The organism is Propionibacterium ruminifibrarum (assembly GCF_900289195.1).
Classification (GTDB): Bacteria; Actinomycetota; Actinomycetes; order Propionibacteriales; family Propionibacteriaceae; genus Propionibacterium; species Propionibacterium ruminifibrarum.
The window spans coordinates 183,939-199,010 of record NZ_OMOH01000002.1; the positions used below are offsets into that span (position 1 = coordinate 183,939).

Annotated in this window: 16 protein-coding genes; 6 read left to right on the plus strand and 10 right to left on the minus strand. The window is 69.3% G+C overall.

Translation table 11 applies throughout. From position 1 onward, the window contains the following. Positions 1-27: 27 nt before the first annotated feature. The 5 genes from PROPJV5_RS02850 to PROPJV5_RS02870 all read right to left on the minus strand — a co-directional run bounded on the left by PROPJV5_RS02850 (position 28) and on the right by PROPJV5_RS02870 (position 5,620). Positions 28-2,547, minus strand: coding sequence for an excinuclease ABC subunit UvrA (locus PROPJV5_RS02850; RefSeq protein WP_119714820.1), 2,520 nt, complete (start codon positions 2,545-2,547; stop codon positions 28-30). A 136-nt stretch (positions 2,548-2,683) separates the two neighbouring features. Continuing rightward, a complete protein-coding gene (locus tag PROPJV5_RS02855; RefSeq protein WP_119714821.1) occupies positions 2,684-2,974 on the minus strand; it encodes a putative quinol monooxygenase in 291 nt (96 codons plus the stop codon). Positions 2,975-3,205: 231 nt separating this feature from the next. Next, the gene (locus tag PROPJV5_RS13110; RefSeq protein WP_220474310.1) at positions 3,206-3,421 is read right to left on the minus strand and encodes a DUF3592 domain-containing protein; all 216 of its coding nucleotides are present in this window, start codon (positions 3,419-3,421) and stop codon (positions 3,206-3,208) included. Positions 3,422-3,901: 480 nt separating this feature from the next. After that, on the minus strand, positions 3,902-4,444 hold the full coding sequence (locus tag PROPJV5_RS02865) for a GNAT family N-acetyltransferase (RefSeq protein ID WP_119714823.1): 543 nt from the start codon (positions 4,442-4,444) through the stop codon (positions 3,902-3,904). A gap of 18 nt (positions 4,445-4,462) precedes the next feature. Next, complete coding sequence (locus PROPJV5_RS02870; protein WP_119714824.1) at positions 4,463-5,620, minus strand: class I SAM-dependent RNA methyltransferase; 1,158 nt, start codon at positions 5,618-5,620, stop codon at positions 4,463-4,465. 508 nt (positions 5,621-6,128) lie between these two features. On the opposite strand from PROPJV5_RS02870, the gene PROPJV5_RS02875 reads away from it, so the two are divergent. Then, the gene (locus PROPJV5_RS02875) at positions 6,129-6,776 is read left to right on the plus strand and encodes a potassium channel family protein (protein WP_119714991.1); all 648 of its coding nucleotides are present in this window, start codon (positions 6,129-6,131) and stop codon (positions 6,774-6,776) included. Positions 6,777-6,788: 12 nt separating this feature from the next. Further along, positions 6,789-7,478: a potassium channel family protein gene (locus tag PROPJV5_RS02880; protein ID WP_119714825.1), complete on the plus strand. Its 690-nt coding sequence runs from the start codon at positions 6,789-6,791 to the stop codon at positions 7,476-7,478. Between the two features lie 17 nt (positions 7,479-7,495). On the opposite strand, the gene PROPJV5_RS02885 is transcribed toward PROPJV5_RS02880, so the two are convergent. Next, complete coding sequence (locus PROPJV5_RS02885; RefSeq protein WP_119714826.1) at positions 7,496-7,849, minus strand: OB-fold nucleic acid binding domain-containing protein; 354 nt, start codon at positions 7,847-7,849, stop codon at positions 7,496-7,498. Positions 7,850-7,851: 2 nt separating this feature from the next. Beyond that, on the minus strand, positions 7,852-8,634 hold the full coding sequence (locus PROPJV5_RS02890; protein WP_119714827.1) for a DUF3710 domain-containing protein: 783 nt from the start codon (positions 8,632-8,634) through the stop codon (positions 7,852-7,854). 220 nt (positions 8,635-8,854) lie between these two features. Between PROPJV5_RS02890 and PROPJV5_RS02895 the strand changes: the two genes are divergently transcribed. Further along, positions 8,855-9,160: a DUF4235 domain-containing protein gene (locus tag PROPJV5_RS02895; RefSeq protein WP_182858548.1), complete on the plus strand. Its 306-nt coding sequence runs from the start codon at positions 8,855-8,857 to the stop codon at positions 9,158-9,160. 104 nt (positions 9,161-9,264) lie between these two features. On the opposite strand, the gene PROPJV5_RS02900 is transcribed toward PROPJV5_RS02895, so the two are convergent. After that, entirely contained in the window at positions 9,265-9,561 is a 297-nt protein-coding gene (locus PROPJV5_RS02900) for a DUF4193 domain-containing protein (protein WP_119714829.1), read from the minus strand. Between the two features lie 340 nt (positions 9,562-9,901). Here PROPJV5_RS02900 and sepH point away from each other — a divergent pair, with 340 nt between their 5' ends. Beyond that, positions 9,902-11,020, plus strand: a complete 1,119-nt coding sequence (sepH, locus tag PROPJV5_RS02905) for a septation protein SepH (protein WP_119714830.1) — start codon at positions 9,902-9,904, stop codon at positions 11,018-11,020. A 74-nt stretch (positions 11,021-11,094) separates the two neighbouring features. Here the strand turns inward: sepH and PROPJV5_RS02910 are convergent, their stop codons facing one another. Beyond that, the gene (locus tag PROPJV5_RS02910) at positions 11,095-12,225 is read right to left on the minus strand and encodes an alkaline phosphatase family protein (protein ID WP_119714831.1); all 1,131 of its coding nucleotides are present in this window, start codon (positions 12,223-12,225) and stop codon (positions 11,095-11,097) included. Then, positions 12,222-12,815, minus strand: a complete 594-nt coding sequence (locus PROPJV5_RS02915; RefSeq protein WP_119714832.1) for a DUF5998 family protein — start codon at positions 12,813-12,815, stop codon at positions 12,222-12,224. The genes PROPJV5_RS02910 and PROPJV5_RS02915 overlap by 4 nt, the downstream gene beginning before the upstream one ends. Before the next feature lie 81 nt (positions 12,816-12,896). Between PROPJV5_RS02915 and PROPJV5_RS02920 the strand changes: the two genes are divergently transcribed. Both PROPJV5_RS02920 and PROPJV5_RS02925 read left to right on the plus strand, forming a co-directional pair. Next, positions 12,897-14,000 (plus strand): App1 family protein, encoded by a 1,104-nt coding sequence (locus tag PROPJV5_RS02920; RefSeq protein WP_119714833.1) that lies wholly within the window; start codon positions 12,897-12,899, stop codon positions 13,998-14,000. Between the two features lie 39 nt (positions 14,001-14,039). Further along, the gene (locus PROPJV5_RS02925; RefSeq protein WP_220474311.1) at positions 14,040-15,065 is read left to right on the plus strand and encodes an MDR family oxidoreductase; all 1,026 of its coding nucleotides are present in this window, start codon (positions 14,040-14,042) and stop codon (positions 15,063-15,065) included. Positions 15,066-15,072: the final 7 nt, after the last annotated feature.

Sequence of the window (15,072 nt, forward strand, 5' to 3'; positions counted from 1 at the left end):
ATCTGCCGGTGACAGACAGCCCACGCGTCAGGCCTGCCCCACGAGTTCGGCCAGGTACCGTCCCGTGACGCTCTCCTCGTTCGAGACGATGTCCTCCGGCGCACCGCTCGCAACGATTCGTCCGCCCTGGTCACCGCCTCCCGGCCCCATGTCGACGACGTAGTCGCAGTTGGCGATCACGTCCAGGTCGTGCTCGATGACAATGACCGTTGCGCCGGCTTCGACGAGGCGGTTGAACACGTCCAGCAGGACCTGCACGTCCAGCGGGTGCAGCCCGATGGTGGGCTCGTCGAAGACGAACACGCTGCCGACCTGGGTCCTGCCCATCTCGCTCGCCAACTTGAGACGTTGCGCCTCTCCGCCGGAGAGCGCCGGCGTGTCCTCGCCCAGGGTCAGGTAGCCGAGACCGAGGCCGTCGAGGATGGCCAGCCTCTCGTGGATCTTCTTGGCTCCCCCGAATACCTCCAGCGCATCGCTGACGGTCATCGCCATGAGCTCCGGCAGGGAGTACGTCGTGTCGGAACGCCCCGGCGACCAGCGGATCTGTTCGGCCTCGGCGCCGTACCGCGTGCCCTCGCAGGCGGGGCAGACAATCGTGACATCGGGCAGGAACTGAACGTCGAGGGAGATCTGCCCGGTGCCGTCGCACGTCGGGCAGCGCAGCGAGCCCGTGTTGTAGGAGAAGGCCCCGGCCTTCAGCTTCTGCGCCTTGGCGGCGTCCGTCCCGGCGAAGAGCCTGCGCAGGTTGTCGAGGACTCCGCTGTAGGTGGCCACGGTGGATCGGACGTTGACCCCGATCGGTGAGGCGTCGATCAGGCTGGCACGGCGGATCCCCTCGGCATCGATGGCCACGACATGGGGCGGCAGTTTCTGCCCCTCGCACTGCGCCGTGATACCGGGGATCAGGCTCTCCAGCACCATCGTCGTCTTGCCGGAACCCGACACCCCGGTCACGGCGATCAGCCGGCCCCTGGGCAGTTCGACGTTCAACGCGCGCACCGTGTGGATGGGGGTGGTGGCCATGCGGATGGTCCCCTGCGCGAACAACTCGTCGCGGCCGGCGCGCCTGCGGGTCAGCACATCGGCTTCCCCGGTGATGAACGGGGCGATCCTGGAGGCCGGCGTACGGGTTATCTCGTCGACGCGGCCCTGGGCGAGGATCGTTCCGCCCTGGCTGCCGGCCATCGGCCCCAGTTCGATCATGTGGCCGGCACGCTTGAGCACGCGCACGTCGTGATCCACGAGCACCACGGTGTTGCCGTCCGCGATGAGGTCGTCGACCACCGCCATGAGGCCGTCGATGTTCGAGGGGTGCAGGCCGATGCTCGGCTCGTCCAGCACGTAGAGCACACCGGTGGTCTCGTTGCGGACGGCGCGGGCGAGCTGCACACGCTGGCGCTCTCCGGTGGAGAGCGTGCTGCTGGCACGGTCGAGGGACAGGTAGCCGAGCCCGAGGTCGTCGAGGCGGCGCGCGTTGTCCAGGAACGACTGTCCGATGCTCATGGCCATCGGGCGCATCTGCTCAGGCAGGGTGTCGGGGACCTGCCGGACCCAGTCGATCAGGGTGTCCAGGGTCATGGCGGTGGCCTCCGCCAGGTCGATGCCGACCAGCGTGGTGGAGCGCACCTTGGCGCTCAGGCGCGTACCGCCGCAGTCGGGGCAGGCGGCTTCCCGCAGGTACCTCTCCACCCGTTTCATGCCTTTTTCGTCCTTCACCTTGGAGAGCGCGTTCTCGACGGTGTGCACGGCGCTGTAATAGGTGAAGTCCATCTCGGCCGCCACATTGGTCTTCTCGTTGACGTAGAAGATGTGTTTCTTCTCGGCTGGACCGTGGAAGACGATGTCACGCTCGGCGGGGGTCAGATCGCGGAAGGGAACATCGGTCCGCACCCCCATTTCGCGGGCGATGTCCTTCATGAGCGCCCACATGAGGTTCTGCCATGGCGCGACGGCACCCTCGTCGATGGACAGCGACTCGTCCGGCACGAGGGTGTATTCGTCCACCGTACGGACCACCCCCGTACCCGTGCAGGTGGGGCAGGCGCCGTCGGAGTTGAAGGCCATCTCCTCCGCGCCGGGCCCGTAGAACTCCTCGCCACAGACGTGACAGGTGATCGGCAGCATGAGGGCCACGTCCATGCTCGGCGGGCAGGAATGCCCGTTGGGGCAGCGATGACTGCCGAGCCGGGAGAACATCAACCGCAGGCTGTTCAGGAGTTCCGATGCGGTGCCGAAGGTGCTGCGGACCCCGGGGATGCCCGGGCGCTGGTGGAGGGCGAGCGCGGCAGGGACATGACGGACCTGGTCGACCTCGGCGCGGCCTGCCTGCGTGATCCGGCGGCGCGTGTAGGTGGACAGCGCTTCCAGGTAGCGACGAGAACCCTCGGCGTACAGCACGCCCAGCGCCAGCGATGACTTCCCCGAGCCCGAGACCCCGGCGATCGCGACCAGTTCGCCGAGGGGGATGTCGACGTCGATATTCTTCAGATTGTGCACCCGGGCGCCGCGAACGAGAATCTCATTCGGTTTCTTCCTGTCGCTCGTCATGCTGGCAGACTTTACTGCGCCGTGATCTTGCCGGCAAGCGCAGCGCCACCCACTGAACGGATGCACCCACTGCTTTCATGGCTGAACGGGAACGAGCGGCCCCGCCTTTTCGCGGGGCCGCCCGTTCCAGCCTGCATTAGAATTCGATGGTATCGAACTGCTCGATGCCGACCTCACCGTCACACAGTTCCGCCAGCTTGGGAAGCAGGGTGGTGAAGTGCTCGGTGGCGTTGTGGAAGTCGATGGCCGCCTGATCCTTCCAGAACTCCACGATGGCGAAACAGCTGGGATCGTTCTGGCTGACGTTCAGGGAGTAAGAAATATTCCCCTCCTCAGCAGCGGACTTGGCCACCAGCTCCTTGGCGATGGCCTTGAAATCCTCGCTGTTCTCAGCCTTGACAGACATTGTGGCAATGATCTTGATCATGCGACCAGTTCCTTCCAATGCGGTTTGTTCATATCGACAGCAATACACGAATCATATTCCCGGCGTCCCATGGATAAGCATCATTGCAGGTCGACGCCGCGCGGGCCGGCGATGCCGCGGACATCACAGCACCCCGGACACCCCCAGGAAGAGGAACAGCAGTGCGGCGAGCAGGAACACCGAGCCGAACACGGACATCAGGATCCGCAGGACCCTCCCCTCCCGGATCGGTCACTGCACATAGGCATTGCGGGGGTCCGCTGGGTCGTACCAGATGTCGACCTCGGAGCCGACCGGATAGAGCTCACTCAGTGCGCTCTTGTGGTAGTGGAGATCGCGGTAGTGAAGTGACCTGATGTTGCCGGAGAACGTTACCTGCCGGCCCTTGAACGTTCTCGGCAGGTCCTCCCTCGTCGTGAGGTTGCTCTGCACGGAGGGGCCTGTCACGCCATACTCGAATCTCGGGCCCGTCACCTCGTAATCCGTGCCGTTGACCCGGTACGCGCACCTGGGCAACAAATTGTAACCGTAGTGCACCTTCGAGCCTCCGGTCACCGTGCCGACGACGTGAGCGGTGCAGCGATTCTTGTTGTCCCTCCGCAGCAATACGATACAGAAACACAGGATCGCCAGGAGTGCACATATTATCGCCAGCAAGTACGCTAACATCAACACGACCTCCCCATTCTCGACCACACCGGGCAAGGCACCGGCGCGTCATTTTCCCACCTTTCAAGAAATCACCGCGGATGAACCGGAAAGAAAACGAGAGCAATGCCACGCTCTCCAGCCGTCAAGCCCTCGGGCCGGTGATCCCTCTTCTGGCCGGCCATCAGTGTACCTGAGCCCGATCAAGAGGGGACGAAGCACTCATCCCGGCCCCGCACGTCCGGCCCCCGCTCGGTGAGCGCTCCCATGAATGGCGACTCACCTTCCCGATGACCATTCCTGCTTCGACATGCACGTGATGTGTTCTGTCCGGAGCAGTCCCGGTATCGCACAAGGAACGTCCTCCACGGTGCGCTGATAGGTGAACCCGCACTTCTCCTGCACCCGCCTCGACTGCGTATTCCCATCGAAGTAGCCGCACCAGATCCTGTCCAGCCCCAGATCCTCGAAGCCATGGCGGATGACCTCACGGACCGCCTCCGGAATGAGCCCCTGCCCCCAGTAGGGAACACCGATCCAGAAGCCGATCTCACCCTCGGTGTCCGGAATGCCGATGTTGCTCGCCGCACCGATCATCAATCCGATGCTGCCGACCGGTCGCCGTGTCCGTTTCAGGACCACCGCATATGTCTCCGGCGCGGACAGTACGCCCCGGATGATCTGGCGGCTGTTCTCAACGCTCGTGTGAACGGCCCACCCGGCGATCGGCCCCACGGCGGGATCGCTGGCGTACTTGAACAAGTCTTCCGCATCGTTCTCAGTCCAGCAGCGCAGCAGCAGCCTCTCTGTCTCTAGCCTCATTGAGACTCCCCCACGCTCCTACCCCTGACCCCTCGTCAGCAGGACAACGGTCTCCACGTGGTGGGTCATGGGGAAGATGTCGAAGGCCCGCACCCCGGTGAGCTCGTAGCCGCGGGCGCGCAGGCCGGCCACGTCGCGGCCGAGGGCCGCCGGGTCGCAGGCGACGTAGACGATGGCGCGGGCACCCAGCCCGGTCACCGCGTCGATGACCCGCTTGCCGGCACCCGAGCGCGGCGGGTCGAGGACGACGGCATCGGCCCGCGTTCCCAGCCTGGTCAGGCCGCGTTCGAGACGGGAGGCGAGGAAGCGGGCCTGAGGCACATTGGCGCGGGCCAGGCGCACGGCCGTCTGGTTCGCCTCCATGCCCGTGACCCGGGCGCCGGCCCGGGCGAGCGCGCCGGCGAACAGACCCACGCCGCAGTACAGGTCGAGCACTCTCTCCCCCTCGCGCACCCGGAGCGCGTTCAGGACGGCGTCGGTCAGGGCCTCGGCGGCGCCGGGGTGCACCTGCCAGAAGCCGTCGGCGCGGACCCGGAAGTCCATTCCGCGCACCTGCTGGGTGACGACCGGCTCGCCGGAGAGCACCCGGCCGTCGCTCGTGACCGTCACGCCCGAGTCGGCGACGGTGACGGTGATCTCGCGCCCGGCACGGGCGGCATGACGCGCGAGGTCGTGCGGCGCGGGCCCCCGCGGGTCGGCGAGCAGGAAACCCGTCCCCGCCGGTGGTTCGACGAGTTCGTCGGTGTGGTAGCCGCGCAGGCCGACCCGGCCGTCCTCGTGCAGGTACCGCATCCGGGTGCGCCAGCCCCAGCCCTCACGATCACCGGACACCGCCTCGACCCGGACCTCGGCGTCGACGCCGCCGAGGCGGGCGAGCTGCTCGGTGACCACCTGCGCCTTGAGGCGGCGCTGGGCCGCCAGGGTGGCGAAGGCGAAATCGGTGCCGGCGTAGGCGGCCGGCGCCAGCTCCGGCTCGACACGGTCGGGTGAGGCCTCGAGCACCCGGCGGACGCGCCCGTTCCAGTACCGGTCGTGGCGGGTGTCGGTGAGCTCGACGATCGCCGTCTCGCCGGGCAGCCCGCCGCGGACGAAGACGACACGGCCCTCGTGACGGGCCACGACGTGGCCGCCGTGGGCGATGGGTCCGAGTTCGAGCGGTCCGATGAACTCGTTCATGCCGCACCGCCCCGCACGACGGGGGCACCACAGCGGGGGCACCGTGGCTCAAGGGCGCGCGGCGAAGAGGCCCGCGCACCATCGCAGCGTCCGGCCCCGTTCCCGATCCTCACAGGAACTCAGCCTAGTCCGGTCGGGGGCCGGCACGCCCTGCCGAAGGGTCACGGCGGCTGCGTCGCGGCGCGGGCGAGCCCTCGGCGGTCGACTCGCCCGGCCGATGCGGTGCGGCACGAGGAGAGGGCCTGCGGTCGAGCGCCGTCGCCGGCAGGTCCGGCTGTGGGCTGCTCAGAGCGAGCGGCAGCCGCCGACCCCTCGATCAGAGAGGGCGCTGGGGATCGGCCCAGGAGCGTGCGGACGACCGACCGGGGCATCCGGCCGCTGGGAATCCGGCCGGGGTCGGCCCAGGAGCGTGCGGGCGGCCGTCCCCGGGGCTTGGCTAGTCTTGTCAGCGCTGCCGGCATCGTCCGGGCCGGTGGCCGGAGCGGAGGTCGAGGTGCACATCATCATCATGGGCTGCGGGCGTGTCGGCTCGACCCTGGCCCGCGGCCTGGAGCGGCGCGGGCACACGGTCAGCGTGATCGACCAGAACGCCGAGTCCTTCCGCCGTCTGGGTTCGGAATTCGGCGGCCACACCTACAAGGGCATCGGTTTCGACCGTGACGTGCTCATCCGGGCCGGTATCCGTGATGCCGACGGTTTCGCCGCAGTGGCGAGCGGAGACAACTCCAACATTCTGGCGGCCCGGGTGGCCCGCGAGGAGTTCGGCGTGCAGAACGTCGTCGCCCGCATCTACGACCAGGGGCGCGCCGAGGTGTACGAGAAACTCGGCATCCCCACCGTCGCCACCATCCGCTGGGCGGCCGGCCAGGTGATGAACCGGCTCCTCGGGGACGCGGCCACCCCCGTGTGGCGTGACCCGTCGGGCACCACGGCGCTCTACCAGATGCCCTTCGCCGCCGAATGGGTCGGCACCCCCATCGAGACCATCGAACACCGCCTGCACCTGAGGATCCCGTTCCTCACCCGGCTGGGCACCGGCATGGTGCCCTCGGGCGAGCTGCTGGTTCAGGAGGGCGACGTACTCTACGCCGCGGTGCCCACCGAACGCGCCGCCTCGGCGTACGAGGCCATGTCGAACCCACCCGAACAGGACTGAGAGGGAATCACGGTGCGCATCTCCATCGCCGGGGCGGGCAACGTCGGCCGTTCCATCGCTCGCGAACTCATCACCAACGGGCACGAGGTGCTCCTCATCGAGAAGGACCCGCACGCCATCAGGTCCGATGCGGTCCCGGAGGCCGAGTGGCTGCTCGCCGACGCCTGCGAGATGGATTCGCTGGCCGAGGCGGGTCTGGAGACCTGCGATGTGATCATCGCCGCGACCGGTGACGACAAGGTCAACCTCGTCTACGCGCTGCTGGCCAAGACCGAGTTCGGCGTGCCCCGGACCGTCACCCGCATCAATCACCCGGAGAATGAGTGGCTGTTCACCGAGCAGTGGGGGGTCGACGTGGCCGTGTCCACGCCGCGGATCATGTCGGCCCTGGTCGAGGAGGCCGTCTCGGTCGGTGCGGTCGTGCGCCTGCTGACCTTCAACGCGGGTTCGGCCAACCTCGTCGAGCTGACACTGCCGGATTCGGCCCCGGCCACCGGCCGTCGCGTGAGCGACCTGGAACTGCCCGGCGATGGCGTGCTCGTGGCGATCATCCGCGACGGCCAGGCCCAGCCACCACGCCCGGACGAGGCCCTCGAGGGTGGCGACGAACTGCTCTTCACGATCAGTGCGGACCACGAGCGGCAGCTGACCGCCCTCCTGGCCGGCAGTGACTCCGAGGCACCGCGCCACCCCACGCGCTGACCAGGTCCATCCCCGGCTCAGGCGAGCAGTTCGTACCGCGGGTTGAAGATGACGCGTCTCCCACGGTGCTCGCCGATGAGGCCGGTCACCCTCAGGGCCCGGCCTGGGGTGACGCCCGCGATCTGGCGGCGGCCCATCCAGATGATCGTCACGGTGCCGGTACCGTCCGCCAACTCGGCCTCGAGCCAGTGCTGCCCGGGGCCCGGGTTGGCGGCCAGGGCCGCCACCCGGCCCTGGAGCGTCAGGCGCTCCCTGGCGGGTGCGGTGGCGATGGGAACCGGCCCGTCGTCGCGGGCCTCGTCCTGGTCGTCGTCCCGGTCGCTGCCGAACAATCGGGACAACAGGCCTCTGCGCCCACCCCCGCCGGGCATGATCACTTCGTCCCGGCGGGCTTCTGCCGAGTCTGGGCGGCGAGCTCGGGCGACATGGTCATCGGGATGAGCTCGCCGGGCACCTTCGGCTTGTCGCCGCGGCGCACCACGGTGTTGGCGAAGAGTTCGTAGAGCAGCTCGGTGGAGCCCTCGACGCCCTCGGCCAGTCCCGCCTCGCCCATGAGGACGCCGCGCAGCAGCCAGCGGGGCCCCTGGGCGAACCAGGTGCGCGAGACGTGGTAGCCGTGCTGGCCCTGCTGGGTGGTGATCGGGACGACGCGACGCACCTCGGTGCCGAACGGGCCGGCCGTCAAGGTGGCCTTGCCGCCGGCCTTCTGGGCGTTGGCGACCATCTCGTCACGCACCTCGGCGCGCATGTCGCGGTGGGCCGGCGCGGCGAACAGCGACAGCTCCATGACGGACTGGCCCGACACGGCCAGGATCGCCTGCAACTGCTGCGTCTGCTGGTTGACCTGCAGCTGCAGCTGCATGCCGTCGAAGGGGGTCAGGATCAGCGCATCGAAGTCCATGCGTTCGATGTCGTCGGCGTCCAGGTCGACCTCTGACAGGTCGAAGGGCCCCTCCTCACGCCAGTCGCGCGACGCGTCGAGCCGCTGCCACTCGTCGAGCTCGACCTCCGGCTCATCGGACTCCGCTTCTGCGTCATCGTCGACGTCGTCGACGGCCTCGTCTGCTGCCTCGTCCGCGTCGGACTCGGTCTCGTCGAGGAGTTCCTCCTCGGGGGCGTCCTCGTCAACTGCCTTGCGCTTCTTCCGGCCGAACATTCAGGCTTCCCACCATCGTCTTGCGTCTGCGTGAGGTTCACTTTGCGGCAGGCCCGGTGCCGTGCCGTGCTCAAGCCTAACGCCACACCCCCAACCAGTCGGCCCTCGCGGCCTGACGGCTGACACTCCACGGCGAGGCAGCCGTCGGCGCGGAACCAGACCTTAGGATGGGTTCGTAGCGGATCAAGACGTCCGCGGCCGATACCAGATGGGAGGCAGGATGGCATCTCGCGCCACAAATACCCAGTTCAAGGTGCTTGCAGGAGTCCTCGGCACGGTTGCAGCAGTCGCCGGCCAGAAGCTCCTGACCGCCTCATGGAAGAAGGTCACGGGCGAGGAGCCGCCTGACCCGAATGATCCGAAGGTCCCTCTGACGAAGGCGGCGGGCTGGATCATCGCGAGCGGCATCAGCGTGGCAGTCATCCAGCTCGTCGTGGAGCGTTGCGCGGCGGCCAGGATCACCCGGTTCACCGGTGAGATCCCCGACCTGGGCAGACGCAAGATCCACGTCAACCTGAAGAAGTGACCCGGGCCGATCGCCCCAGGACGCCAACGGGGGTCCGCACCATTGTGGTGCGGACCCCCGTTGTTCGATCACACGTGAGCCGGCCGGTCCTGTTCGGCTCCGGATCAGACGCAGTCGACGCAGTAGGCCTTCCCGTCTCGTTCCTCCGCCAGCTGGCTGCGGGACTTCACCAGGAAGCAGCTGGCGCAGGTGAACTCGTCGGACTGCCTGGGCAGGACGCGCACGGTCAGCTCCTCGTGGGACAGGTCCGCGCCGGGCAGTTCGAATGACTCCGCCGCCTCGGCCTCGTCCTCGTCGACCTTGCCAGAATTCTTGTCGTTACGACGGTTCTTGAGCTCCTCGATCGAGTCTTCGCGGGACTCCTCATCAGTTTTGCGGGGTGCATCGTAATCAGTCGCCATGATGACCTTCCGAAAAGAAATGGGTGGGCTTCGCTACCGGCGCCAGCGAACAGTACCTCCTGACCGGTAAATCGTGGGCATCATACCCAAAGAATCCCCAAAACAAACACCATGTCGCGAACGAGGACGGGGACGGTCCGCCAACGCACGATGAGCGGCGCTGCGGCGCCTCGCCATGCCGGCCTCGACGGCGACGTCCCCGCGGATCGCACCCCGCGGGCATGCCGGGAGGACTCGCGGACAGCCGGGCGCGGTAGATTTGCCCCAGTCACGTGCCCAGTCGCGTGAGTCATGATGACCGACCAGGCCCGGGCCCGGGCAGCATACGGGGAGATGCCAGATGGACAGTGCCTTGACGCCGCGCGAGATTCAGTCCCGCATCCGCGCAGGCGAGTCCCCTGCTGATGTCGCACGCGCCGCAGGGGTGCCGGTCGACGGCATCGAGGGCTACGCGGCCCCCGTTCTGGCCGAGCGCGAGCACATGGCCACGACGGCCCAGGCGGCCCAGTGCCGCCGCGGCGACGGTCGCGGACTGGTGCAGTTGGGTCAGGCGGTGCGCACCCGTCTGGGGTCAGAAGGCATCGACGCGGCCTCTGTCGACTGGGACGCCTGGCGCGAGGAGGACCGGGTCGACCGTCACTGGACGGTTCAGGCCAGCTACCGCATCGGCTCCACCGTCCACCAGGCGCGATTCGACTTCGACCCTCGCGGCCGTTTCGCGTCGGCCATCGGCGACGACGCCCGCTGGCTCCTCGGTGAGGAGCCGCCACGTCCACGCACCCCGATCCGCAGAACCGACCCCGACACCGAACCCACCGTCGACCTCAATGACGAGATGGCCATCGTCCGGGCCGTCCAGCCCTCCGGGCGACCCGGCGGGGGCGCCGCGCTCGCCGAGGTCTACGAGGCGGCCGAGTCCAGCGGGCTCGACGACGGCCGGGGCGAGGAGGACGGCGACGAGGGCGACGAACTCGAGCACACCGGTCTGACCAAGGTGGGCGGCGTCTACGATCTCGTTCCGAACCCGACCTCCGACATGGACGTCCTGTACGACATGCTCTCCGGTTTCGACGAGGACTCCGTGCACGTCTACGCCGGCCTCAACCAGCCGGTTGCGGTGAGCGGGGCAGACGTCGGGGAGGCAGACCGGGACGAGCCGCCGGAGCCCGACCGGGACGAGCCGTCCCCCGACGGGTCCGAGCCGGCCCGGGAGGAAGCCGCTGAGACACGGCCGGGGGCGGACCAGGGGCCGTCCGACGAGCAGGCGCCCGCCGACACCGATGGCACCGAGACGGCTCCCGAACCCGAGCAGGATCCGCTGCTTGAGGCGCCGCCCCCGTCCGAGCCGAAGAAGAAGACCCCGCGTCGACGCAAGAACCGTGCCTCGGTGCCCAGCTGGGACGAGATCATGTTCGGGGGCCCGCGCAAGCCCGGGGATTCGGACACGGACCTGCGCTGACCCCGCTGCGCCCCGGAGGGGGCTCTGTCGAGCCGGAGCCCGCCGCTCCCCGGGCCCGCGGCCGTGGCGGGCGCTCAGCCTCGACCCGCGTCCACGAGCAGCGGCACCTCGATCTCGGCGGGTTCGAGTGAGCCGTGGTGGCCCACCAGCCGGAACTCGTGCTCACGGGTGCGGGTCATGACGGCCCAGTCCCGGCGAGCGGCGACGAGGACGTCCCCGAGCCGTGCCGTGGTGCTCGCCGTGACCTGCGGACCGAACCAGCCGGCGGCGACGGCCTCCTCGCGGGTGCAGACCCAGGCCCGCTCTCCCATGACCTCGGTCCAGCGCGCCGCGACGGCCCCGGGTTCGCGCGTGTAGAGGTGCCGCAGGCGCGGCTCGCCGCCGACGAGGTCGACCTGGTCGCTCAGGCCCGGCGTGTCCTCGAGCGGGACCTGCCCCCTGGCCGGCACGTCGACCATGCCGTGGTCCCCGGTGATGAGCAGGCAGACGTCCCCGGGCAGTGTCCTGCGCAGGACGGCGATGTCGGCGTCGATGCGGGCCAGCTGGTCGCGCCAGGGGCGGGAGGCGACGCCCTTGCCGTGGCCGGCGTGGTCAAGACCTCCCTCGTAGACGTAGGCGAAGGACGGCCCCGCGGCGACGGCTGCCCTGACGGCCTCGGCCCGGGCCGCGATGGGGGCCCTCTTGCCGAAGCCGCGGAAGAAACCGCCGCGCAGTGCCGCGCGGGTCAGGCCGCTGCCGCGGAACGCGGCCTGTGAGACGGTGGTGACGGTGACACCGTCCTGCTCCATGCGTTCGAGCCAGGTGGGGTGCGGTTGGAGTCGCTCCGGGGGCGGGTCCATGGGGCCCCAATCGAGGGGGCACAGGAGCCCTGCACCACTACTGGGCCGGAAGGTGTAGCCGACGATGCCGTGTACGCCGGGCGCGCAACCCGTGCCGAGTGTCGCCAGCGAGCAGGCCGTGGTGGTGGGCACGGGCGCGCTGACCGGGAACGAGTCGGCGAGCAGCTCGGGCAGGTGCGACAGCGAGGACCCGTGGGCGCGCAGCTGGTTCCAGCCCATCCCGTCAACGAGCAGGAGCACGTAGGCGCGGGCCTCCGGAATGCCCAGGGCGTCGTCGACGTCCTCGGCGCCCAGGTGGGATGCGATGGCGGGGAGCACCTCGGCGAGTGTCCCGCGCCCGTAGCCGGGGCCGGCGGGAATGCTCACCGCGGGCCCTGCCCGTGGGCCAGACGTTGGAGCGTCGAGGCGAACTCGACCAGGCGCTGCACGTTCTCCGGGCCGTCCGCGGCCGGGCTCATCCGGATCGTGATGTCCTCGCCGGCCGCCTCACCCTCGAAACCGTGATCGGCCGTGCAGGACGGGTCGCCGCAGTGGGCGGGGACGATCTGCAGGCGCCGCACGGCGTCCCAGGTGAGCGTCAGCCAGGTCTCGGTGACGGCCGAGTCGGAGCCGCCGTAGTGCTCGGGGTGGGTGACGGCCCGGCTCACCGTGATGACCCCGAGCAGCCGCAGCGGCACCGACTCACTCGTGGTGACCGCCGAGTCCCGGCCGTGGGCGTCGGTCTCCTCGTCGGTGTGGCTGACGATGAGACGCCCGGGGGTGAGGACGAGGACGGTGAGATGACGGATGATGCCCTCGGCCCCGACCGTTGCCTCGTGCTGGACGAGGAAGTCGACGATCGTCTCGCCCCCGACCGCCATGGAGACCGAGTCCTCGACGAGTTCGGGGAAGAACCCGCACTCGTCGACGCGGTCGCGCAGGGCCTTCGGAAGCGTGGGCTGACTGATGTTCGTCACGGCACCATCGTGCCATCTTCACCGGCCCGCCAGTGACAGCCGGAACCCATCGGCGCCCCTCGCCCGTTATGGTTGGTGGGCATGAGGCACGGACCCGCGATCGGTGTGCGCGTCACCGACTTCGTGACACGCCGGATCGGCGCGGTGCTGCGCCGCCGCGGCTGGCGGGAGAAGCCGGTTCCGTTCGTCGGCTACGGCACCGAGGAGCGCATCCGCGTGCTGGGACGCCTCGTCCTGAGCCCCGCCGACGACAAGCGGCTCCCCTCCCACGCCGCGGCCTGGCTGCACCGCCGCGGCTGGCGCAACTTCCTGGCCCTGCCGGCGCCCCACCGCCCCGTCCGGCTCACCGTCGGCTCGCGGACGCTGATCCTGCGCACAGACCGGCGCGGCTACGTCGACCTGACGGTGACCGCCCGGCTCGAACCCGGCTGGCACCGGCTGCGGCTGAGCGCCGCCAACGGTTCGACCACCGAGGTGCCGGTACAGGTCATCGCCGCCGACACCGCCTTCGGCATCATCTCAGACATCGACGACACGATCATCACCACGTGGCTGCCCCGCCTGTTCCTGGCGGCCTGGAACAGTTTCTTCCAGCTCGAGGGCAACCGTCAGGCGGTTCCGGGGATGGCACGCATGTACCAGCGGCTGCTGGCCGAGCACCCGGGGGCGCCGATCTTCTACGTCTCGACCGGCACGTGGACCTCGATCCACTTCCTCAACCGGTTCATGACCCGCCACGGCTACCCGCGCGGCGCGATGCTGCTCACCGACTGGGGGCCCACGACGACGGCGTGGATGCGTTCGGGCACCGACCACAAGCGCGACGCGATGGCGAGGCTGGCCCGGGACTTCCCCCGCATCGGCTGGGTGATGATCGGCGACGACGGACAGCACGACCCGGAGCTGTACGAGGAGTTCGCGCAGAATCACCCGGGCAGGGTGCGCGCCGTGGTGCTGCGCACCCTGAGCCCGACCGAGCAGATCCTCGCCCACAGCACCGTGCCACTGGTGGCCGAGCCGCACCGCGCCAGGCACCCGCGCCGGGTGCCCTCGCTGCGCGGGGCCGACGGCGACGACCTGTGGCCCGCCCTGGCCGACGTCCTGGGCATCGAAACCGAGCAGCCGCCCAGGCGCCGCCGGGCACCCCGCCACCGACGGGGACCTGGTTCCCTTGCAATGCCCTGACCACACCCGGCATGCTGAGGGAAGTCTGACAATCGACCAATGGAGGTCCTCGCCATGGCGCGCGCCATCGTCATCCGTTCCAATCCCGCCTACGAGCGTGGCAGCGATCAGCCCGTCAACACCGCGGCCATCGAGGAGGTCGACGAGGCCTTCCTCGGTGACGACCCCGTTCTCGTCGAGGTCAGCCACTCGAGCATCAACTACAAGGACGCCATGGCCCTCACCGGCCTGCCGGGTATCGTCCGCAAGACCCCGCTCATCGGCGGCATCGACCTGGTCGGCACCGTCAAGGAGTCGGCCGACCCGAACTGGAAACCCGGCGACCAGGTCATCCTCAACGGCATCGGCATGTCGGAGAGCCGCAACGGCGCCTTCAGCGAGCTGGCACGCGTACCCGGTGACCGTCTCGTGGCGCTGCCCGAGTCCATGACGGCGGCCCGCGCCGCCGCGATCGGCACCGCCGGCTACACGGCCGCCCTGTGCGTTCTGCGGCTGGGGCACGCCGGGCTGGAGACCACGCAGGACAGGCCCGTGCTCGTCACGGGCGCGACCGGCGGTGTCGGTTCGGTCGCGACCCTGCTGCTGGCCGCAGCCGGACACCACGTCGCCGCCCTCACCGGCCGTCCCGGGGAACTGGGCGGCTACCTGCACGAGCTGGGCGCCGAGCAGATCATCGACCGCGCCGAGCTGCTCGACGCCAAGGGCGCCCTGCAGAAGCAGCGCTGGTCCGGTGTCATCGACACGGTCGGCGGTGAGGTGCTCGTCAATGCGCTGGCGCAGACCGTCTACTCCGGCACCGTCGCGGCCTGCGGCCTGGCCGGCTCGCCCAAGTTGCCCGGTACCGTCATGCCGTTCATCCTGCGCAACGTGACCCTGGCCGGTGTGGACTCGGTCGAGGCGCCCGTCGAGGCGCGTCGGGAGGCCTGGGCGCTGCTCGCCGAGCTGCCCGGTGAACGCATCGACGCGATCTCCAGCACGGTGCCGCTGTCCGGGGCATTCCAGGCGGCCAAGGACCTCATGGGGCATCGCCTGCACGGCCGCGTGGTCGTCGACGTCCGCGCCTGAACGGCGG